General features: G+C 57.8%; 17 protein-coding genes. 7 read left to right on the top strand and 10 right to left on the bottom strand.

Translation table 11 applies throughout. From position 1 onward, the window contains the following. The first annotated feature begins 211 nt into the window (after nucleotides 1–211). Nucleotides 212–595, top strand: coding sequence for a phosphoribosyl-AMP cyclohydrolase (gene hisI, locus EXR70_19845; protein ID MSP40746.1), 384 nt, complete (start codon nucleotides 212–214; stop codon nucleotides 593–595). Next, nucleotides 592–1,482 (top strand): ATP phosphoribosyltransferase, encoded by an 891-nt coding sequence (locus tag EXR70_19840; GenBank protein MSP40745.1) that lies wholly within the window; start codon nucleotides 592–594, stop codon nucleotides 1,480–1,482. Before hisI ends, EXR70_19840 begins: the two co-directional genes overlap by 4 nt. Before the next feature lie 65 nt (nucleotides 1,483–1,547). On the opposite strand, the gene hrpB is transcribed toward EXR70_19840, so the two are convergent. The 9 genes from hrpB to EXR70_19795 form a co-directional block, all read right to left on the bottom strand. Continuing rightward, nucleotides 1,548–4,091 (bottom strand): ATP-dependent helicase HrpB, encoded by a 2,544-nt coding sequence (gene hrpB / locus EXR70_19835; protein ID MSP40744.1) that lies wholly within the window; start codon nucleotides 4,089–4,091, stop codon nucleotides 1,548–1,550. Nucleotides 4,092–4,127: 36 nt separating this feature from the next. Then, complete coding sequence (locus EXR70_19830) at nucleotides 4,128–5,444, bottom strand: hypothetical protein (protein MSP40743.1); 1,317 nt, start codon at nucleotides 5,442–5,444, stop codon at nucleotides 4,128–4,130. Between the two features lie 26 nt (nucleotides 5,445–5,470). Further along, nucleotides 5,471–6,241 carry a glycosyltransferase family 2 protein gene (locus tag EXR70_19825; protein MSP40742.1) on the bottom strand — a complete coding sequence of 257 codons (771 nt, stop codon included), beginning with the start codon at nucleotides 6,239–6,241 and terminating at the stop codon, nucleotides 5,471–5,473. Nucleotides 6,242–6,244: 3 nt separating this feature from the next. Beyond that, entirely contained in the window at nucleotides 6,245–7,336 is a 1,092-nt protein-coding gene (locus EXR70_19820) for an NAD-dependent epimerase/dehydratase family protein (GenBank protein ID MSP40741.1), read from the bottom strand. Beyond that, nucleotides 7,312–8,367 (bottom strand): NAD-dependent epimerase/dehydratase family protein, encoded by a 1,056-nt coding sequence (locus EXR70_19815; protein ID MSP40740.1) that lies wholly within the window; start codon nucleotides 8,365–8,367, stop codon nucleotides 7,312–7,314. The genes EXR70_19820 and EXR70_19815 overlap by 25 nt, the downstream gene beginning before the upstream one ends. Before the next feature lie 198 nt (nucleotides 8,368–8,565). Next, complete coding sequence (locus EXR70_19810; GenBank protein MSP40739.1) at nucleotides 8,566–9,657, bottom strand: hypothetical protein; 1,092 nt, start codon at nucleotides 9,655–9,657, stop codon at nucleotides 8,566–8,568. Between the two features lie 86 nt (nucleotides 9,658–9,743). Next, a complete protein-coding gene (locus EXR70_19805) occupies nucleotides 9,744–10,751 on the bottom strand; it encodes an ABC transporter substrate-binding protein (protein ID MSP40738.1) in 1,008 nt (335 codons plus the stop codon). Between the two features lie 9 nt (nucleotides 10,752–10,760). Continuing rightward, a complete protein-coding gene (locus EXR70_19800; protein MSP40737.1) occupies nucleotides 10,761–11,774 on the bottom strand; it encodes an extracellular solute-binding protein in 1,014 nt (337 codons plus the stop codon). Between the two features lie 246 nt (nucleotides 11,775–12,020). Beyond that, nucleotides 12,021–12,977, bottom strand: a complete 957-nt coding sequence (locus EXR70_19795; protein ID MSP40736.1) for an ABC transporter substrate-binding protein — start codon at nucleotides 12,975–12,977, stop codon at nucleotides 12,021–12,023. A 523-nt stretch (nucleotides 12,978–13,500) separates the two neighbouring features. Between EXR70_19795 and EXR70_19790 the strand changes: the two genes are divergently transcribed. From EXR70_19790 to EXR70_19780, 3 genes are all read left to right on the top strand, one after another. Further along, on the top strand, nucleotides 13,501–14,520 hold the full coding sequence (locus EXR70_19790) for an ABC transporter substrate-binding protein (protein ID MSP40735.1): 1,020 nt from the start codon (nucleotides 13,501–13,503) through the stop codon (nucleotides 14,518–14,520). A gap of 157 nt (nucleotides 14,521–14,677) precedes the next feature. After that, nucleotides 14,678–15,784, top strand: a complete 1,107-nt coding sequence (locus tag EXR70_19785) for a hypothetical protein (protein MSP40734.1) — start codon at nucleotides 14,678–14,680, stop codon at nucleotides 15,782–15,784. 103 nt (nucleotides 15,785–15,887) lie between these two features. Further along, nucleotides 15,888–17,075, top strand: coding sequence for a hypothetical protein (locus EXR70_19780; GenBank protein MSP40733.1), 1,188 nt, complete (start codon nucleotides 15,888–15,890; stop codon nucleotides 17,073–17,075). Between the two features lie 13 nt (nucleotides 17,076–17,088). On the opposite strand, the gene EXR70_19775 is transcribed toward EXR70_19780, so the two are convergent. Beyond that, nucleotides 17,089–17,601 (bottom strand): polymer-forming cytoskeletal protein, encoded by a 513-nt coding sequence (locus EXR70_19775; protein ID MSP40732.1) that lies wholly within the window; start codon nucleotides 17,599–17,601, stop codon nucleotides 17,089–17,091. Nucleotides 17,602–17,946: 345 nt separating this feature from the next. Here EXR70_19775 and EXR70_19770 point away from each other — a divergent pair, with 345 nt between their 5' ends. Together EXR70_19770 and EXR70_19765 are read left to right on the top strand one after the other, a co-directional pair. Further along, on the top strand, nucleotides 17,947–19,035 hold the full coding sequence (locus EXR70_19770; protein ID MSP40731.1) for a mandelate racemase/muconate lactonizing enzyme family protein: 1,089 nt from the start codon (nucleotides 17,947–17,949) through the stop codon (nucleotides 19,033–19,035). Nucleotides 19,036–19,063: 28 nt separating this feature from the next. Beyond that, nucleotides 19,064–19,618 carry a hypothetical protein gene (locus tag EXR70_19765; protein ID MSP40730.1) on the top strand — a complete coding sequence of 185 codons (555 nt, stop codon included), beginning with the start codon at nucleotides 19,064–19,066 and terminating at the stop codon, nucleotides 19,616–19,618. Nucleotides 19,619–19,752: the final 134 nt, after the last annotated feature.

The raw sequence follows: 19,752 nt of genomic DNA, 5'->3' as shown, positions 1-19,752 counted from the left end.
CGGCCTCAACCACGGTGATCTCGCTGCGATATACTCGTTGAATTACGTCTAGTCGTTTCTCGTCTTTCATTGTCAGGGTTGTCATCCTTCCACCCTGACATAATTACGTTGCCGTTAACCCCTGACATAATCACTTTGCTACAACATTGCCTTCCCATCTTGTTGAAGCCCCCCACTAACTATGTTAGCTAAACGGTTCCGAGGAAAACCCATGGAGCCAGTGAAAATCGATTTTGCCAAAGGCAACGGCCTCGTTCCCGTGATCGTCCAGGATCATGAGACCCGCGAAGTGCTGATGGTCGCTTACATGAACGAAGAGTCGTGGGAAAAGACCAAGCAAACCGGCAAAGCCCACTACTACAGCCGCTCGCGCAAAGGGCCGTGGTTCAAGGGCGAGGAGTCGGGCAACTTTCAGGAAGTCAGAGACGCTTTCATCGATTGCGACAACGACACGATCTTGATTCAAGTGCATCAGGTCGGCGGCGCGGCCTGTCATGAAGGCTTCCGCAGCTGCTTTTTCCGCAAGCGCGCCGATAGCGAGTGGAATGTGATCGGCGAGCGAGTTTTCGATCCTAAAGAGGTTTACAAAAAGTGAGCGAGCTAAAGCTGGGTTTGCCCAAAGGCAGTTTGGAGCAAGCGACTATCGATCTGTTTCGAAAATCGGGCTGGAAAATTTCCGGTTCGAGCCGCAGCTACTTTCCCACCGTCGATGACGAAACTCTCCGGTGCAGTCTGGCCCGGCCGCAGGAAATGTCACGCTACGTGGAATCGGGAACTCTCGACGCCGGCATCACCGGCAAGGATTGGACTCAGGAAAATCAATCCGACGTGATCGTCGTCACCGACATGATTTATTCCAAAGTCAGCTTCCGGCCGACCCGCTGGGTGCTCGCCGTGCCGCACGACTCGCCGGTGAAAACCCTGGAAGATCTCAAAGGCAAACGGGTCGCCACGGAAATGGTGAATTTCACCAAGCGTTACTTCGCCGAGCGCAATGTTGCGGTCGAAGTGGAGTTTTCCTGGGGCGCCACCGAAGCGAAAGCCGCCGAAGGCTTAGTCGACGCCATCGTCGAGGTCACCGAGACCGGCACCACCATCCGCGCCCATGGTTTGAAAATCATCCACGAATTAATGGAGAGCTGCCCGCAGCTGATCGCCAACAAAGCCGCTTGGAACGATCCCTGGAAGCGCGCAAAAATGGAACAGATCAAGCTGCTGCTCCAAGGCGCGCTGGCGGCGGAAGCCAAAGTCGGCATCAAGCTCAACGTCCCGGAAGCCGATCTGGAAAAAGTCGTCGCACTGATTCCCTGCATCACCGCGCCCACCGTCGCGAGCCTTTACCCGTCGCCAAGCCTCAAAGGCGTCAAGTGGTTCTCGGTGGAAAGCGTCATCGACGAACGCCAGGTGCGCGATCTGATTCCCAAGCTAATCGAAAGCGGCGCCGTCGGCATCATCGAGTATCCGCTCAATAAGATCATCTAAATTGTTGGGGAGAATCCCCCCTTTGAAAAAGGGGGATACTCTGAGCATCACAACATAAGCTATTCTTAGCGCCAAATATGTTTCGGATATTTGCGCTGTAATTCCTGTTTGAGTTTCGGATAAGTATCGCGCCAAAACCCGGACAAGTCCTCGGTCACTTGCACCGGCCGATTGCTCGGCGCGAGAATTTGAATGCGCAGAGCGACTCGCCGCTGAGCGATCCACAATCCGTCTTTGATATCGTACAAATCTTGAATCCGCGCCGCGATGGTCGGCGGCCCGTCGGCTGAGTAGACAACTTTGACATTGCGGCCGCGCGGTAAGTGAATGTGTTCCGGCGCATACTCTTCGACCCAACCTTGCTGCTGGCGCGATAGCCAAGACTTAACCGCCGGCAACACCGCACGCTGATTGATTTCATTATAGCTAAACGCACCGTGGCAGAGATGCTCGACGATGGCGCTACGATCCGCGTCGCCGATGGCGGGCAATTCGAGTTCCGCCATCCATACGCGCAAGCGATTGACGCGCAGGATCCACTGCTCGACGGCTTCATCCCACTTGTCGAGCACCAACCGGCCTGCGGCAACTTCGCGCGCGAGAATCTGCGCCGACTCCTGCGCCGGTGGATGGTTCGAAGAAGTGTCGGCCAAAATTAAATCGCGAAAGCGCGTCTCGTCGCGGGCGACGACCCGGCGTAATGTCGAATCGTAAACCACCGCGCGGGTCGTCGAAAAGTCGCTCGGAAAAAGTTCGCGCAGCCATTCCTCTTTGACCGCCGTGGCCGAGTGCAGCACGACGTTCAAATTGCGCTCCCGGCCACCGCCGCTTTCGACTTCGCGCACTTCGGCAGCGATAAACAGCGGCGCTTTGACGACGCTCTCGCGCGCCAATGTTCCGCGCCGGCCATGCACCATCTCGCAGCGCAGCGAGCCGGCGTCGAGCCGTTTGGCGAGATGATCGGAAAAGCCGAGCAGCAAGCAGCGCTGCACCGCGGTGTTCTCAACACGCTTGTCGCCGGTATCCATGCCCTCGGCCGCGGCGATACGCAAAAACTGCTCGAACAGCGGACCCACTTGGCGCGCCGCCTGGCCGTGAATGCCAACTTGGCGGCAGCGCTCAAGTTGATAATTGTTGCGCTCGGCGTAGCGCCAGGCGCGCATCAGAACAAAAAAATCCGACTCCGTCTCGCCATCGAACAGCTCGTCGCGCCGCTCGCCAACCTGATCGCCTTGCCGGCGCGCGAGTAATTCTCGTCCTTGAGTCAACGCCGCGATCAACGCCACTGGCCGCACGCAGCCATATTCGTGCGCCGCCAAAAGCATGCGCGCGTAACGCGGATGGGCGGGAAATGCCAACATGCGCCGGCCCAGTGCGCTGATCGCGCCCGTCGCATTATCGACGGCGCCCAAATCAGCGAGCAAAGTCTCGGCCCGTTCCAAGGCGCGCGGGTCCGGCGCTTCGAGCCAGCGAAAACTTTTCACGTCGACGACGCCGCTCGCCTTGAGCGTGAGAATCACCTCCGAGAGATCGAGCCGCTTCACTTCGGAAATTTCTTGCGGCTGACGCGCGTTCTGTTCATGGGCGGTCCACAGACGCAAACAAAGACCCGGTGCCGTGCGGCCGGCGCGACCGGTTCTTTGATCGGCGGCGGCGCGGCTGATTTTTTCGACTAACAGAGTGTTTATGCCGCGATGGGGATCGAAGCGCGCCATGCGCGCCAAGCCGCTGTCTATTACCAAGCGCACACCATCGATGGTCAGCGAAGTTTCCGCCACGTTGGTGGCAACGACCACTTTGCGCTTGTCGTAGCGCGCCACCGCCGCGTCTTGATCGTTCGGCGGCAATTCGCCATGGAGCGGAAACACCACGAACTGCGGACCGAGCGCATCGCGCGCCGCCTGCACCGTGCGCATGATTTCATAGGCGCCCGGCATGAATATCAGCGCGTCGCCGTGAGCCTGCTCGCGCACCAGGCGCTGCAATTCTCGCACCGCCAGATTCCATACCGGCCCATCACCGGCGGGCTTAGCTAAATATTCGATGGCAACCGGAAACGCCCGGCCTTCGGACGACAACAACGCGCAAGGTTGCAGGTATTTTTCAATCGCGCCAACATCCAACGTCGCCGACATGACGACGATGATGAGATCGGGGCGCGTCGATTCTTGAATCTGCAGCGCCCGCGCCAACGTAATGTCGCCGAACAGATGGCGTTCGTGAAATTCGTCGAAGATGATCGCGCTCACGCCGCGTAAGTCGGGATCGGCCAACATCTGGCGCAGCAAGATGCCTTCGGTCACGTAACAGATACGCGTCGCCGCCGAGACAACAGTGTCGAAGCGCATTTGATAACCGACTTCGCCGCCCAGTTTCACACCGCGCCCCTGCGCCACCCACGCCGCCAACATGCGCGTCGGCAATCGGCGCGGCTGCAACACCACCACCCGCCCAGCGCCCAACAAACCGCCGTCGAGCAGCATCTGCGGCACCTGCGTCGATTTCCCCGACCCGGTCGGCGCCGTGAGCACCAAACGCTTGTGCGCGGTCAAAGTTTCGCGCAGTCGCGGTTCGATTTCAAAGATAGGCAAATCCGCCGTTGACATCATGGAACTTTAACACAATAGACGCAGAGATCGGGCACCTTAACGCAGGGCGTCGGCTCGGCTAAAGACACTCAACTTTTGCTTCTGTAAAAAGGGCGTCAACTGCCGGACCCTTTGTGGACTGGGATAGAGGAACTTCGACACCGGCTGGTCGGCTTGGGATTCCAAATGTCTGAGTAAGTCGACCGAAGCTTGGCGGGATGCGCGCATCGCGTTGGCCTTCGTCGCGCCATGAAAAAGCGCCACCCCAAGACCCTGAACGATCAAACACAACAGAGCTAGCCGGATGACGATTGGAAATTTTCCCGGCGCCGAAAACGGCTCCAACGACTTTACATACAAACCGACGACGCCCAGAAGCGTAAACGTGGTATAGCGCGACGCCAGCGCTTGGCCGACGCCGAATCCCGCTCTTCCCACCGCCAGCATCAGGCAAGACAACAAGGCAAAGAGAATCAGCGCATCCCAAAAAGTAACCGCTATTTTTGCCGCATTTCTAAATTCGACGATGTAGATCGAAATCCCCAGCGCCGCTATCCAGATGCCTACCCCCAACGCCATGCCGCGCTTGACCGCCAACGGACTACCGAGAACCGTGAGAAAATAGCGCAGCACAGACCCAGGCGAGGTGAACACATGGAGCAAGCTTGGATGACTTTGCGGCTTGGCATAATCAATGAAGTAGAGGATGCCAACGCATGCTGCGGCGAAAATCCAAACGGATTCGCTGGAGCGCGATAGGCGCTCCGGTTTCCGACCCGTCCAGAGCTGCAACAGTCCAATGGGCCAGACCAACAGACCGTTGGAGTTTGAAAACGACGCGACGATAGCGCAAAAGATCGCCACGACAAAATAGCGATCTAACGCCCGGCTCGAATCGAGCAAAGAGTGAGTTAAAACCGCCGCCAAGGCGGTCATGAAAAAGGTGACTTGCCAGCCCCACAAAAGATTTTCGTATTGGCACCAGCTAAACAACAGCCAAGGCACCGGGAGAAATTTCAACACTGCCGACTGCGACCAGCCGAAACTGCGCCGATAAGAATTGAAAATGACCACGCCGGAGAGTACGAGCAGCAGCCAGCCGAAATACATTTCGATCAGCGTGTTGTAATCCGACGCGGCCGCCAGCAGGAGCATGAACAATTTGGGAAAGATCAGCCGGTGTTCATTGTGCTGGGCAAACAAATCAGCCGCTGAAAAGTTTCCCGCGTAAACTTTTTCCAACAGTGCGACGAACTCCCACTGATCCCAGTGCGGCACGTTGACGCCATAGTGGTGAATGAAGAACAGCGCCAAAAAAACCGGTGTCAGCACGGCAACTAGCAAAACGATCAAGCGTGCTGAACAATTATTCACTTGGATTTGCCGCGTTTGGTTTAGCACTATCGCCGGTAATCGCCGCGGCTAAAATATTTCTCCAGCCAGACATAGAGGACGATGAACAGGTAGCGGCTGCCCATCTCTTTGAGTCTGAGCTTGGCTTCGCCGCTGCGCCGGTTGCGCCAGGTGATCGGGATCACGGTCCACGAGAAACCGCGCACCATCGCCTTGAGCGGAATCTCCACGGTCAAATTGAAATGCGGCGCCAACAGCGGCCGGCAACCGTCGATGACGGTTTTGCGATAAGCCTTGAACGCGTTGGTGGTGTCGTTGAGCGGAATGCCGAAGAGTAGACGAATAAATAAATTGACGATCCGGTTCATGCGCAGCTTGAACCACGGATAGTCGATCGTACCACCGCCCGGCACGAAGCGGCTGCCGAAGACGCATTCCCAACCTTGGTTGAGGGTCTCCCAGTAACGCACCGCGTCGCGGCAGTCGTCGCTCTCGTCGGCCATCATGATCGCCACGGCGTCGCCCGTGGCGGCGTCGAGACCGCAAATCACCGCCCGGCCAAAACCGTGGACGTGATTGTTTTGCACGCCGCGCAGCTCAGGAATGCGCCGGGATAATTCTTGAAGTATCGCCCAAGTCCGATCCGTGCTGCCGTCGTCGACTACGACAATCTCGTGCGGCACGGCGCGCAGCCGTAGCTCCAAATGCAAATGCTCCACCGTGGAGGCGATGCAGCCCTCTTCGTCGCGCGCCGGGATCACCACCGAAAGTTTGGTCAGCGCCGGCAACGCGGCATTGGGAGTGGATAACTTCGCCATCGCTCAGACGCTCTCGGACAACTCCAACCACTCGGGATGCTGCTCGGCGTGCTGGAGAATCTCGTCGAAGATGGCAAATTTATCTCGCGTCGGCTGCCAACCCCAAGTCTGCTTCGCCAAGGAGGCGTCGAGAACCATCCAGGGAATGTCGAAGGGCCGCGATTCCTGCCGTGAACTAACAGAATGATCGCCAAGCCGAGCTCGGCACCAGTTTGATAATTGCAACAGTGAGATCGCCGAAGCTCTTCCGCCGCTGAGATTGATCACCCGTGGCGTGGTGGAATTCATGGTCGCGCTAAGCTGTTTGTCGAGCAGCGCGACCAGATCGCCGGGATGAAGACAATCGCGCACTTGATAACCTTGGCCGTCGAAACCGATGTAGCTGAGCGCCCGGCGGCGCAACCAGATGTTGATCCAGTAGGCGAAAATCCCCTGATCGGCCCGGCCAAATTGTCCGGCGCCAGCGAGCACGCCACAGCGGTTAATCCAAACCGGAAAGCCGTAGGTCATGCCGTATTCAAGGGCCAACTGTTCGCTCGCCAGTTTGGTCGCGCCGTAAAGCGAGATCGGCGCGGCGGTGGAAAAGTTTTCGCTCACGCCATTGGTGGAAAACCCAGCCGGAAGTGTTTGTTCGAGATCGGGTTCGAAAGCATTGTCGCGCACACGGATCGGCAAGTTGGCCAATGGCGGAATGGAATAGACCCGGCTGGTGCTGAGCAGTACGAATGCGGCGCTGTGTTTGCGGCAGTATTCGAGGGCGTTGACGGTGCCGAAAAGATTGTGCTCGACCAATTGGCGGCTCGAGCTCTGACCGTCGACCCCAGCGAGCACGCTCGGATTGGCCGCCGCTTCGACCACCGCGTCCACCGCCGGCAGCACTTCGAAATCGGCGGGACAGCGGACGTCGCCATGGAACAGTTTTACTCCCGCACGCTTGAGCGCCATCCGATTGAGCTCGCTGCCCGGACGGATGAAGTTGTCGAGGCCGATGATTTCATGGCGCCCTTGTTCGAGCCAAGCGCGGATCAGCGTGGAGCCGACAAAGCCGCAGGCGCCGGTGATAAGGATTTTCACTGGGGCAGTTTGTTCCGCCATGCGGCAACGATCTCGCCGATGGTTTGTTCGAGATTGACGGTGATATCCCACTCTGGATAGTGGGCGCGCATTTTTCTCAGATCGCTATAGTAACAGATGTGATCGCCGACGCGGTTTTGCGCGAGATATTTATATTTCTGCGCTTTGCCGCTGATCTTGGCGACTAGATCGAAGGCTTCGAGAATGCTGCACGAGTTGGCCTTGCCGCCGCCGATATTGTAGACCTCGCCGGCGCGCGGCTTTTGCGCGAACTGGTAAATAAATCTCGCGACGTCTTGGCTATGAATGTTGTCGCGCACTTGCTTGCCTTTGTAGCCGTAGACTTGATACTCGCGCCCTTCGAGATTGCACTTGATCAAGTAACTTAAAAAGCCGTGCAGCTCGACGCCGGCGTGATTGGGACCGGTGAGGCAGCCACCGCGCAGGCAGCAGGTCGGCATATTGAAATAGCGGCCGTACTCCTGGACCATCACGTCGCCGGCGACTTTGCTGGCGCCGAATAGACTATGCAGGCTGTCGTCGATGGTAAAATTTTCGGCGATGCCGTTGGCGTATTCTTCGTCGGCGTAATCCCAGCGGGTTTCGAGTTCGGCAAGCCTCAAGCGATTGGGCGCGTCGCCGTAGACTTTGTTGGTGCTCATATGGATGAACGGACTCTCGGGGCAACTCTGGTGCGCCGCTTCGAGCAGGTTGAGGGTGCCCACGGCGTTGGTGTCGAAGTCGTCGAAGGGAATCGCCGCGGCGCGGTCGTGGGACGGTTGCGCGGCGGTGTGCACGATAATCGACGGTCGCAATTTGCCCACGATGTCGAGAATTCCCGGCCGGTCGCGCATGTCGAGTTCGTGGTGATCGAAGCCCGGAAGCTCGCGCTCCAACCGTTGCTGATTGAAACGCGTGTCGCCCTGCGGCCCAAAGAAAACCGCCCGCTGATTGTTATCGATACCGTGGACTTTATATCCGAGCTTGGCGAAGAAGGTGCAAACCTCGCTGCCAATCAGTCCTGATGATCCCGTTACTAAGATGCTTTGCATGCGTTAGATCTCTGTGCGAGCGATGAAGGCTATTAGTTCGTAGATTGTCGCTCACTCGCGAGGCCATAGTCGCGGCCGTAGGAGCTGAACTAAATCTATATTATTCGCCGCGCTGGCATTTCACAAACATATTGGTCTGTTTTCGATACCACCACACAACTTCGCAGCAAGATTGCCCGCAAGCCGATCATCGGCTGGTCAACGAGACATGCCTTTGAACATGAGCTTCTGCATCCCATTGGCGGTGGCAGCGACGTAAATGTTGCCTTTACCATCGGTGGCGATTTGGTGGCCGCCGCCGAGCATGCCTGGACTCGCAATGCTGCCGGCGATGTCGAGGGTCTTGCGGTCGACAATGGAGATTTCCTTACCGTCGCCGACGTACAAGAACTGCTGTTCGGGATCATGAGACAAGGCGACGTTGCGCGCAAACGGTGTCGCGGTCTTGACCAGCTGCTTGATGAATTTGCCGTCCTTGGTGAACATCTGCACGCGCCGGTTATCGCGATCGGCGACATACACCAAGCCGTCGTTGGCGACGCGGATGGCATGCACGATGGTGAAATTCGGCGCCGCCGAAACCTCCGCGAAGTTCGGTCTCGGAACATCCTCGCAATGATCGTCATCCACCGGCGGGTTGCTAAACGCGCCCCACATGCGCTTGAACGCGCCGCTGTCGGCATCGAAGACGATGACACGGTGATTGCCGTAGCCGTCGGCGACGAACGCTTCGTTGGTTTGCGGATGCACCCACACGTCGGCCGCGCGATGCACATTCTTGGTGTCGGCGTTGCCCTTGCTTTGATTGCTGGCGCCGATTTGCAGCACGAACTTGCCGTCGGGTGTGAATTTCAGCAGTTGATCGTCGGCCACCGGCTTGAGCCCAGGCGGTTTCAGCCCAGGGCAATTATTGCCGCCCAGCCAGACAAAACCTTTGTAGTCGATATGAATGCCATGCTCGCGCTCGATCCATTCATAGCCGCTGCCCGGCCCGCCCCAGGCCTTGATAAAATCGCCGGCCGGATCGAACACCAGAATCGGCGGCGCCGCCATCGCTGCCTGATCAGGCTTGAGCGTGCGCGGACGGTGCAGCACCCACGCATTGCCCTGCGCGTCGATGGCGATGCTCGAAACATCGCCGAGCTTCCACTTCGCCGGCACCTTCGGCCACGTCGGGTCCACTTCGAACATCGGCAAACTGCGCGATGGCGCCGGTGCAGTTTGCGCTGCCGCCGACGCAGCGAAAAGCGATGCAACGAACAATATCCAACTGAAACTCTTTTGATTCATGGCTCACCTCCGAGGTTCAAATGCTTTGAATCGTATGACACGAGATCGCGACTGTGAAAATCAGCTGAAGACCGTCTGGAGTGAGATCACTTAATTCCATACGTCGCCTGCAGTCGAGCAAGGAATCCACTCTCCTCCAGCCTCCTCACAATACGGTCGTCGATCAGTTCCTCGACCTTGATGTTTTCCAGTTTCGGATTGCGCGGCTTGAGCAGCCGTTGCGTGTTACGCAAGCCGTCAACTGATGGCAAAAGTTTTTTGTCGAGCCCCGTTACCAGATCCTGATAACCCTCTTCAGCCGTGGCCGGATCGTGGATGCGTAGATGCTGCATAATCGTCTTGAGCACCGCCGGTTTCGACTTTTGGCTCAGGATAAACGCCACCGATTCGCTCAAACCCTTGAGCATTCCTTCGACGGCGTCTTGGCGCTCGCGAATCGTATTGGTGCGAGCGATCAGGCCGAGACCAATGGTGGGAATGTTGGCGTTGCTGAACTCGGCGAGCACTGTGAAGCCTTTTTGTTTGAGCCGGCGGCTGAAGACACCGTCGAGTGCCGCCGCGTCGATGCTACCGGCCTCGAGCGCCTGGGCGATCACCGACTGATCGCCGATCTGAAGGACATTGATATTGTCGCGCTGCGGATCGAGACCTAACGATTCCAAGCCGAGCATGGCGCCCATCCATAGTCCGCCGCCAAAAGCTTGAATGCCAAAACGCTTGCCGCGCAAATCCTTGGCGGTTTTAATCGCCGGTGCGGCAACGAGATCGTAATTCACTCTGCCGTTGAGCGCGGCAACCATCTTCGCGTCGAGCCCGCCGGCGGAAGCGCCGAGCAACGTGCTGCCTGAACTCAACGCGATATCGATCTCACCGGTGCCCAGCCCGCTGACCATGATCTGAATCTGCCGCACCAAAATCACCGTCGATTCAACGCCGTACTTGACAAAAAACTTTTGCTCGTGCGCGATCCACAGCGGCGCGATGCGCGCGTTGAGCGCGCCATGGGCGAGAACCATCTTGGCTGCACTGGCAGGGTGATACGAATTAAGAATAGCGCAGAGGATCGATACGCTAATGACGACGAATTTAGCCATCTTTTTTTTCTACCGCATAAAAATCTTCTGATACTCTTTCTTCTTGTCCGCAAACCCTTTGGTGTCGAAGTCTTCCATGTCGACCAGTTTCACCTTGTCGATCTCCGGGATCGGCGGGTAGACGCCTTTGCGGTTTACCGACTCGCCGTTCTTGGCCATGATCCGCATACTTTCGTCGCCGAGGAAAAAATCGATGAACGCTTTACCGGCGCTCGTGTGCGGCGCTTTTTTGCTCAGCGTGATGTAGTGGCTGCTGCCCATCATCGCCGGCAGGCGCACGTAGTCCATCGGCGCGCCTTTTTGTCCGAAGGTTACGACGTTGATCAGCAATGTGATCGCCAACGACGCTTCGCCGGTGCTGGCGCGGTCGGCGGCGACTAGGAACGCTTCCACCATCGACGGTTTGCTCGCGGCCAGATCGGCGGTGAACTTCGCCGCGCGCTCCTTGCCCATGACTTTGTGCAAGCTTTCGAGCCAGCGCAGGGTCGAAGTGTCTTGGGTCGGATCGGGCATGGCGATTTTGCCTTTGAACTGCGGCTTCAAAATATCTTCGAGAGTTTTCGGCGCGTCGGCCGGCTTGACGATGTCTTTGTTGTAGACGACGCCGACGATGGCGTATCGATAGACCGGGCCAAGCTCCGGATTAGCACTGTTGACGGGAAAGGCTTTGCCCGCCGGCGAATCGTAGCGCAGCAAGATGCCTTCCTTCTGTAATATCTCCATCTCATTGTCGCTGGTGAGAACGACATCGTAGAGAGGTTTGCCGGCGCGATGTTCGACCAGCGCGCGATCCATCACCTTGGTCGCCGTGCCGCGCCAGTAGTTGAGTTCGAGACCGGTCTTGGCCTGAAACGCCTTGCCGATGGGCTCCATGCTGTTGTCTTGCAGTGAGCCGTAGACAAAAACTTTGCCGCCTTCCTTTTTCGCCGCTTCGATCAAGCTCGCGCTCTGAGCGAGAACCGACGCTGGCAGGAAGTAGGTTAGAATGAATAGTGCTGAGAACAACGTGCGGATGTACTGCATGACGATTCGCCTCCTGATTTTTCGCCGGAACTTAACACAGTTTCGTTTCGCTTGGGAACGACTTCGATGCCAACCGCGACCGAAACTAGGAATATCTCCCGCAAAGCATGTCCTGAGCAAAGTCGAAGGGGCGCGAAGGCGCAAATCCGTTAAGAAGAAGATCTTATGAACCGAAAATATGTTTTTCCGAACTTAGCGCCTTTGCTCCTTTGCGGGAGGACATCCGAATCCGAGAATCTTCGCATTCTAGCGCCGCGCCGCGGCTTTCGCCTGCGGTTCCGCCGCGAAAAACTTTTCGGCGCCGCCGAGTTTGCGCGCTTCGGCTTCGACGCCGGCGGCGTAGATCAAGGCTTGGATGTTTTCTTTGGTGATGGTGATTGAATAATCGTCGGCTAGATAGTCCAACGCTTTGCGCTCCCGCGCCAGCTTGCTTCGCGGCGTTTTCTTGAAGGCCGCCGCGGCGGCGCGCTCTTTGTCGGTGCGAATCACTTCCATGGCGCGATGAAGCGCGCGCAGAAACATTTCCACTTCTGTCGAATTACTTTCCAACTTGCGCCGGCTGCTGGCGAGGATGCTCAAGGGAAATTCCGGTATCACCTGAACCATGTCCATCAGCAACGAGAAACCTTTCGGTTCAAGCACCACGCGCTCGCCCGGCGAAAATGCCGCGGCCTGGATGATCTTTGTCTCCAACGCCGCCACCCGCGCCGGGCTGTTGCCGGCGTAATGAATCCGGTAATCGCGATCGCGCTTGAGACCGCGGCGCGCCAACGCTTCGACGGTGAGAAACTCGGTCATACCGCCCGCCGAAGTCACGCCGACCACCTGGCCTTTGATCGCATTGAGACTGGTCACGCCGGCACCGCCCATCAGCATCCAATTGACGTGGCGGACAAAATTGCCGATCACCACGGCGGGAATGCCCTTGGCGATGGCTTGCACCACGGTGGTTGAACCGACGATGGAATAATCCGCCGACCCGCTCACCATCGCCGCCATCGCCGTCGGCCCGCTGCGCACGTAGACCGGCGTGACTTCAAAACCTTCAGCGGTAAAAAATCCCAGCTCCTGGGCGACCAGGAGCGGCAGCATCACGTTGAGCGAGTTGGTGTTGTACGCCAGCGTGATCGGCTTGGCCTGAGCGGTACTGTCAAGGCCAACAAACAACGCGACGGTGATGATTTTTATCAGCGACATGAACATGGCTAGACTACTCCATTGACAATTTCAGCAACCGCAAGCTTTGGATAACTCCTCTTTGGAAAAGCGAGGCGACGAAAGATTTTCTCGGTCCAATGGGAAATATTGGTGAAAAAGACAAACTCTCGCTCATGTTTGGCGCTGCACCCACCAGCCGAATTAACGCCGCGGCAGAGGGTTTCCGGCCACAGGCGCGACGCAACTGAATCTTCGCGTCGCTCGGCACTGTGCCGCGCGTGGCAAGCTCCTGGCTGTCAATTACTCCAGCGCTCATACAGCCCTTACGCCTGATAGCAACGGTTCACCACCACAAGGGTGCGCGCGGCGAACTCCATCTGTCAAGCGCTGTTCAACTCGCTCGTGTCGTCGTCGGTGATCACCGCGCAACAGGGTAAACAACCCTGATGATTCGATTGGAGCGGCAATTTGATCGCTCTACCTTATTCCTTGTCGGAGGTTTCTTTGAATTCTATTTTGGACAAGCGTGGGACCGAGGGGGATTATTGACTCTCACGTCGGTGCCGCCGTGAATTCTTTCCATCGTCAGGCAAATGTTGCTAATATCGACGCCATGACCGCACGCGTCATTGTGCTAATTCTATGGTTCATCGCCACCGCTCTGCCGAGCAACGCGGCGCAGCCAACGCTGGAAACCATTCGCATCGCCATTCCCGGCAAGCTCGTCGACTTTTCGCCGTTCTTCGTCGGCATCAAGACCGGCATCTACCGCAGCGAAGGGTTGGAGCCGCAGTTCATCGTCATGCGCAGCGGCATCGTCATCCCGGCGCTGCTCTCGAGCGAACTCGATTACACGACGCTATACGGTTCGACGATCCGTTCCGCCGTTTCCGGCCTGCCGTTAAAAATTATCGCCACGTTGATCACCAAGCAGAGCTTTTTTCTGTTCACCCAGAAAGACATTCGCCGCGTCCAAGATCTCAAAGGCAAACGCATCGCGGTGTCGAACTTCGCTAGCTCCACCGACGCCGCCGCGCGCGCCGCGCTCAAACCGTCGGGCCTCGAAGCGCTGCGCGACGTCACGTTGATCGCCATGGGCGACACCGGCGTGCGCTATCAGGCCTTGCTCTCCGGCGCCATCGAAGCGGCGATCCTCACGCCGCCGTACACGGTAATGGCGGAGCAAAGGGGTTTGAACAATCTTGTTTGGCTCGGCGATATTCTCGGCGACGTGCCTTCCAATGGCTTGAGCACGACGGTGAAAAAATTAAAGGACAATCCCGATCAGGTGCAGCGCATGCTGCGCGCGTCAATTCGCAGCATGATCTACACCCGCGAGCACAAGCAGGAAGCGCTGGCAATTTTGCAAAAAGAATTTCCCGGCATGGAGAAAAACACCTTGGCCGGCACCTTGGATTTTTATCTGAAGGCAATGAGCCCGGACGGCCGCGTCAGCGAATCGGTCGTCCTAGAGTTGATCCGCGAACAACGTGAACTGATGAACGTCAGAGCCGAAGTGCCTCTCAGTCAAGTCGCCGACTTCGGCCCGCTCAACCGGGTGGTGAAGGAATTAACGGCCAGCAAATAATTTCTTGCAGATTAAGATGAATGAACCAATCACAGAAATGGCAAGATTTCACCGCAAATGCGTGGAGGGCGCGGAGCAAGACTTTTTCCCTTGATTCATATTCCGAACTCTGCGAACTCTGGGTCTCCGCGGTGAATATTCTTTCCGAGAGGTCATTATGGAAGCGAAACTCGACAGCACATTGCAATGGCTCGACCCGCGCGACGCGCGCTTCGACTGGCTCAACCTCGCCGATTGGGAAGCCCAAGGCGACGGCTTTCAGCCGGTGCGCGTGGCGAAAAGCTGGCGCGACAAGTGGCCGGTGAAAACCGCCCGGCGCGGCAGATCGGCGGCGGGCATCGCGCTGCGCTTTCGCAGCGATTCGAAACGTCTTGTTGTGCGCGTCACCTTTAGCAACGTGGCGGACGAAGCAGCGACGCCCGCGGTGGCTTGGGAGCGCTCGCGGCCGTCGTTCTTTTCGCTTTACCGCGACGGCAGGTATGTCACGAGCATGGCCGCCCTCAATCATTTCGAGCAGCAGGACGTGACGATTTTTGAAAGCGCGCCGGCCGGCGAAAGCGAAGTGCGCTTGCTGTTGCCCTTTTACTATCGCAACGCCGAGTTGATCTTGCATCGCATCGGCATCGACGCCGGCGCCAAACTGGTGCGCGCCGCGCCCGACCGCAGGCCGCGCGTGCTCTTCCACGGCGATTCGATCACCCACGGCCACGGCGTTACTAGCCCGCGCGAGACCTACGTCGCGCAAGCCAGCGACATGCTCGATTGCGTCGGCATGAATTTCGGCTTCGGCGGTTCGGCCTGGGGCGACAATGCCATTGCGCAGACCATCGCCAGCCGCAGCGATTGGGACGTGCTGACGATCATGATCGGCTGCAACTCGCTCGCCGGCGCCGACGGCGACGGTAAACCCGAACCCGTCGCGCGCTATCTGGAAAAATACGATGCGTATATTCAGACCATTCGCGCGGCGCATCCGAGCAAACCGATTCTTTGCATCACGCCGATCTTGAATCGCGCCGATTTGAAATCCGGCGGCAACATCAACGGCGAGCGGCCGGAACTTTATCGCGACGGCATGACGCGCATCGTCCGCGAACGGCAAAAGCGCGATGCCAATCTCGATTTCCTCGACGGCTTGAGCATGGTCAACGATCCGCTGTTTCTTTTGGTCAGCGACCTGGTCCACCCCAACGACGCCGGCATGCACCGCATCGCCCAGGGCGTCGCCGCGGCACTGCGGCCACTTTTGGAAAAATTGCGTTGATGCATCGATCGTAGGGGCCGACCTATGTGTCGGCTCGCCGGAACGGCGACCGCCGGTCGCCCCTACGTGGGATTTCGAATTCACTGGCCTCGATGAGGAAACCATGAGTAGCAAATCACTGCGCTTTCAATTCCTATTGGCAATTATGTTTCTAGCCGCGAACACTGCCGTTGCCGTCGCGGCGCAAACCGAACCCGCGGCACTGCAATGGATCGCCGTTAAGGACCAACGCTTGCGTTGGCTAAACGCGGCCGACTGGGAAGCGCGCGGCGATGGACTGCAACCCGTGCGCGTGACCAAAGAGTGGCGCGACAAGTGGCCGGCGCGCACCGCCAGCCGCGCCCAATCCGCCGCCGGCGTGACGGCGCACTTTCGCACCGACTCGAAACGTTTGGTTTTGCGCGTGACCTTTGTCGAAGTCCCTGACGGTGCCGGCACGCCGGAAGCGATCTGGGAGCGCTCGCGGCCGTCCTATTTCGACGTCTATCGAAACGGCAAGTATCACTCCAGCGTCGCGGCGACGACGAATTACTCGCGACAAGATTTGCTGCTCTACGACGAACCGCAAAGCGCCGGCGAAGCGGAGTTCGCCGTGCTGTTGCCATTTTACTATCGCAACGCCGAAGTGATCGTCCATGGTCTTGCCATCGATGCCGATGCCAAGATGTCCGCCGCCGCGCCCGACCCGCGCCTCCGCGTGCTGTTCCACGGCGACTCGATCACCCACGGCCACGGCGCCACCAGTCCGCGCGAAACTTACGTCTGGCAGAGTTGCGAGAAGGCCGGCTGCGTCGCGCTCAACTTCGGTTTCGGCGGCACCGCCTGGGCCGACAACGTCATCGCCCAAACCATCGCCAGCCGCAGCGATTGGGATGTTTTAGTGATTGCCCTCGGAACCAACTCCTTCGCCGGCACCGATGCCGCGGGAAAACCGGAAACCGCGGCGCAATACCAACAAAAGTACGATGCTTTTCTAGCCACAATCCGCGCCAGCGCGCCAAGCAAACCGATCTTAGCGATAACTCCGATCTTGAATCGCTTCGATCTCAAACCGACGCGCAACAAGAACGGTGAAATCCCCGAGGACTATCGCAACGCCATTGCCGCCGCGGTCAAGCGCCGTCAGGCGAGCGACAAGAATTTATTTTTTCTCAACGGAATGGAATTAGTGAGCGATCCAATCTATCTGTGGGTCACCGATCAGGTTCATCCCAACGACGCCGGCACCCAGCGCATGGCCGACGGCGTCGCCGCCGCGCTCAAACCGCTGCTCGCCACTCACCGGCGCTAATCGCCCCGGCAATTTATAATTCAGCGAAATCGCTTTTTTGTTTATCGCGCGCCGGCTCGTTAATAAACTTAGCCGCCTCCGACGCGCTCCAGCCGAACTCGACATGGCCGCGCATGCGTGAGCCCGCGGCGACCGTCAACGTCGCCGCCTTGAGATCGCCGGTCAGTTGCGCCGACTCCAAAAGTTTCACCTGTGCGGCAGCGGTGACGTTGCCGTTGAGTTCGCCTCCGACAGTCAGGTTAGCGGCGCTGACTTTCGCATTCACCTTCGCGCCCTTTTCGATGATCACATCGCCTTTGATCTGCAAGTCGCCGTCGAACTTGCCGGCGATGCGGATGTCGCCATCGCCTTCGATCTTACCTTCGATGGTCACGCCGGCGCCGAACACCGACTCGCGCCGCTCTTTGACCGCGCTTTCTTTTACCGGTGCCATGGGCGCCACGACTGGCGTCGGCGCTGGCGCCAATATCGGAGTCGGCGGGGATTTTTCATCGCTATCTTGAGTCGCTTGATTCCATAACGCCATGGGAACATTTCTCCTAAATATTTTTTACGACCGCTCTCAAAGCGAAATCACGAGCAAGCCAAGTGCCAGCGAAATTCCGATAACATCAGCGCGCGGCGGAAAGCGCCGCAATCATCACGATGTCCGAATCAGCAACAATCGCGATCCGCGTCATGTGAAGTAATCCGGCCCATAACTGCGCCGCCAGCGCAGGAAATCATCGACATTCCGTCCGCATTCGCCATTTCGAGATCGAATTCCGAAAACCCCTTACGCCTTACCCTTCACTCCTGACAGCTCGGCAAAACGCCTTGCGGTTGCCAACGAACCAGGCTAACAGTCAAGCGTAGATTTGGGAGGTACAATCTGAAAATCACCAACGTTAAAGCGTCCATCCACCGCGTCCCCGTCGAAGTGCCGCTGCTCAAAGAACCGATCGTCACTTCGATTCTATTCACCGCCGTCGAAACCGACACAGGCGTCACTGGTTACGGCCTCACCCGCGGTGGGCAGCGGTTCGGCATGAAAGAGTTTATCAACCGCGAGGCCGGGCCGTTTTTGAAGGGCATGAATCCGCTCGAGACCGAGCGAGTTTGGAATCAACTGCTCAAACAATTCAACCCGCGGGTGCAGACCGGCATGTGGAGCTCGGCGGTGAGCGCCATCGACATCGCGCTGTGGGATATCAAGGGCAAACATTATAAAGAGCCGGTCTGGCGTCTGCTCGGCGGCGCGCAGAATCCGGTGCAAGCCTACGTCACCTTCGGCCTCAAGCAATATTCGCAAGAGCAGTTGGTCGAAGTCGCCAAACAATTGGTCAAGCAAGGCGAGAAGCGATTGAAGATGGTCGTCGCCGTCGATCCGGAAAATCCTCGCATTGACGCCGACCGGGTCAGAGCCGTGTGCAAAGCCGTCGGCGACGACGTTGAGATAATGATCGATGCCAATTATTTATTCTCCTTCAATCGCGCTCTGGAGCTGTGCAAGATGGTCGAGCCCCTGGGCATCACTTGGTTCGAAGAGCCGGTCTATCAGAACGACGCCCTGCTGCTCGCCGACCTACGCCGCCACACCAGTATTCCCATCGCCGCCGGACAAAACGAAGGCCACCGTTTTCGCCATAGAGAACTCATCGCCAATCACGCCGTCGATATCGCGCAGCCAAATGTCTGCTCCGTCGGCGGTTATACGGAAGCGGTGAAAGTCGCAGCCCTGGCGCAGGCGTTCAATCTACCGATCGCCAACGGCGGTGGCTGGCCGCATCACAACATGCACCTGCAAGCGGCGATGGCGAACGGCTGGCGCGTCGAGTTTCATTTCGAGATGTGGGGCGTCGGCGATAAGATCTACAAAGAGCCGGCCGCGCCGGTGAATGGTTGGGTGACGTTACCCGACACCCCCGGTTTAGGACTCGAACCGCGCTTCGACGCGCTCAAAGAGTTTGAAGAGAATTGAATGAGGCAACAGTAAGCGGAGAAAACCCATGACGAAAAAAATCACACGGCGAACTTTTTGCTCGATGCTCTTGGCTCTTCCCTTTCCAGTTCAGGCGCAACAGCCAACAAAAATCCCCCGGATAGGATATCTAGATGCTGCCTCCCTTTCGGTTAATGCGGCCCGCATCGAGGCATTCCGGCAGGGTCTGCGCGAGCTTGGCTACGTGGAGGGCAAGAATATTGTCATTGAGTGGCGATCTGCGGAGGGAAAACTAGATCGCCTCCCCGCGCTCGCGTCCGAGCTAGTGGGTCTCAAGGTAGACATCATCGTCTCGGCTGGTGCGTCGGTAACCCGTTCCGTCAAGGAAGCAACTGTCACGATTCCCATTGTCATGGCGCAGCATGCCGATCCTGTTGGCAGCGGGTTCGTCGCCAGCCTTGCGCGGCCAGGCGGGAACATTACTGGATTGTCGACCTTTGCCCCCGAGCTAAGCGGAAAACGATTGGAGCTTCTGAAGGAGATCATTCCTAAGCTCTCGCGCGTGGCCGTCCTCGGGACTTCGACCCTGCCGGGCTATGCACAAGTGTTAAGGAACCTCTGAACAACTGCCCTGGAAGCAGGGCAGCGGAGGATAGATCGTTTTTTTCGTAATGAGTTACAGTTTTTGCGAAGTTATATCAGATTACATTTTACTCTCGTGGTTAATAGGGTCCTTAGTTTTGCCTCGATTTGCCC

The sequence above is a fragment of the Deltaproteobacteria bacterium genome, from assembly GCA_009692615.1.
GTDB lineage: Bacteria > Desulfobacterota > Binatia > UBA9968 > UBA9968 > DP-20.
The sequence above is the reverse complement of the archived record's forward strand: the minus strand, read 5'-3'. Positions and strand labels throughout refer to the sequence as shown.

Coding starts and splice junctions, on each gene's coding strand:
- hisI (MSP40746.1), top strand. CDS start 212: ATGGAGCCAGTGAAAATCGATTTTGCCAAAGGCAACGGCCTCGTTCCC.
- hrpB (MSP40744.1), bottom strand. CDS start 4,091: ATGATGTCAACGGCGGATTTGCCTATCTTTGAAATCGAACCGCGACTG.
- EXR70_19825 (MSP40742.1), bottom strand. CDS start 6,241: ATGGCGAAGTTATCCACTCCCAATGCCGCGTTGCCGGCGCTGACCAAA.
- EXR70_19820 (MSP40741.1), bottom strand. CDS start 7,336: ATGGCGGAACAAACTGCCCCAGTGAAAATCCTTATCACCGGCGCCTGC.
- EXR70_19815 (MSP40740.1), bottom strand. CDS start 8,367: ATGCAAAGCATCTTAGTAACGGGATCATCAGGACTGATTGGCAGCGAG.
- EXR70_19810 (MSP40739.1), bottom strand. CDS start 9,657: ATGAATCAAAAGAGTTTCAGTTGGATATTGTTCGTTGCATCGCTTTTC.
- EXR70_19805 (MSP40738.1), bottom strand. CDS start 10,751: ATGGCTAAATTCGTCGTCATTAGCGTATCGATCCTCTGCGCTATTCTT.
- EXR70_19800 (MSP40737.1), bottom strand. CDS start 11,774: ATGCAGTACATCCGCACGTTGTTCTCAGCACTATTCATTCTAACCTAC.
- EXR70_19795 (MSP40736.1), bottom strand. CDS start 12,977: ATGTTCATGTCGCTGATAAAAATCATCACCGTCGCGTTGTTTGTTGGC.
- EXR70_19785 (MSP40734.1), top strand. CDS start 14,678: ATGGAAGCGAAACTCGACAGCACATTGCAATGGCTCGACCCGCGCGAC.
- EXR70_19780 (MSP40733.1), top strand. CDS start 15,888: ATGAGTAGCAAATCACTGCGCTTTCAATTCCTATTGGCAATTATGTTT.
- EXR70_19775 (MSP40732.1), bottom strand. CDS start 17,601: ATGGCGTTATGGAATCAAGCGACTCAAGATAGCGATGAAAAATCCCCG.
- EXR70_19765 (MSP40730.1), top strand. CDS start 19,064: ATGACGAAAAAAATCACACGGCGAACTTTTTGCTCGATGCTCTTGGCT.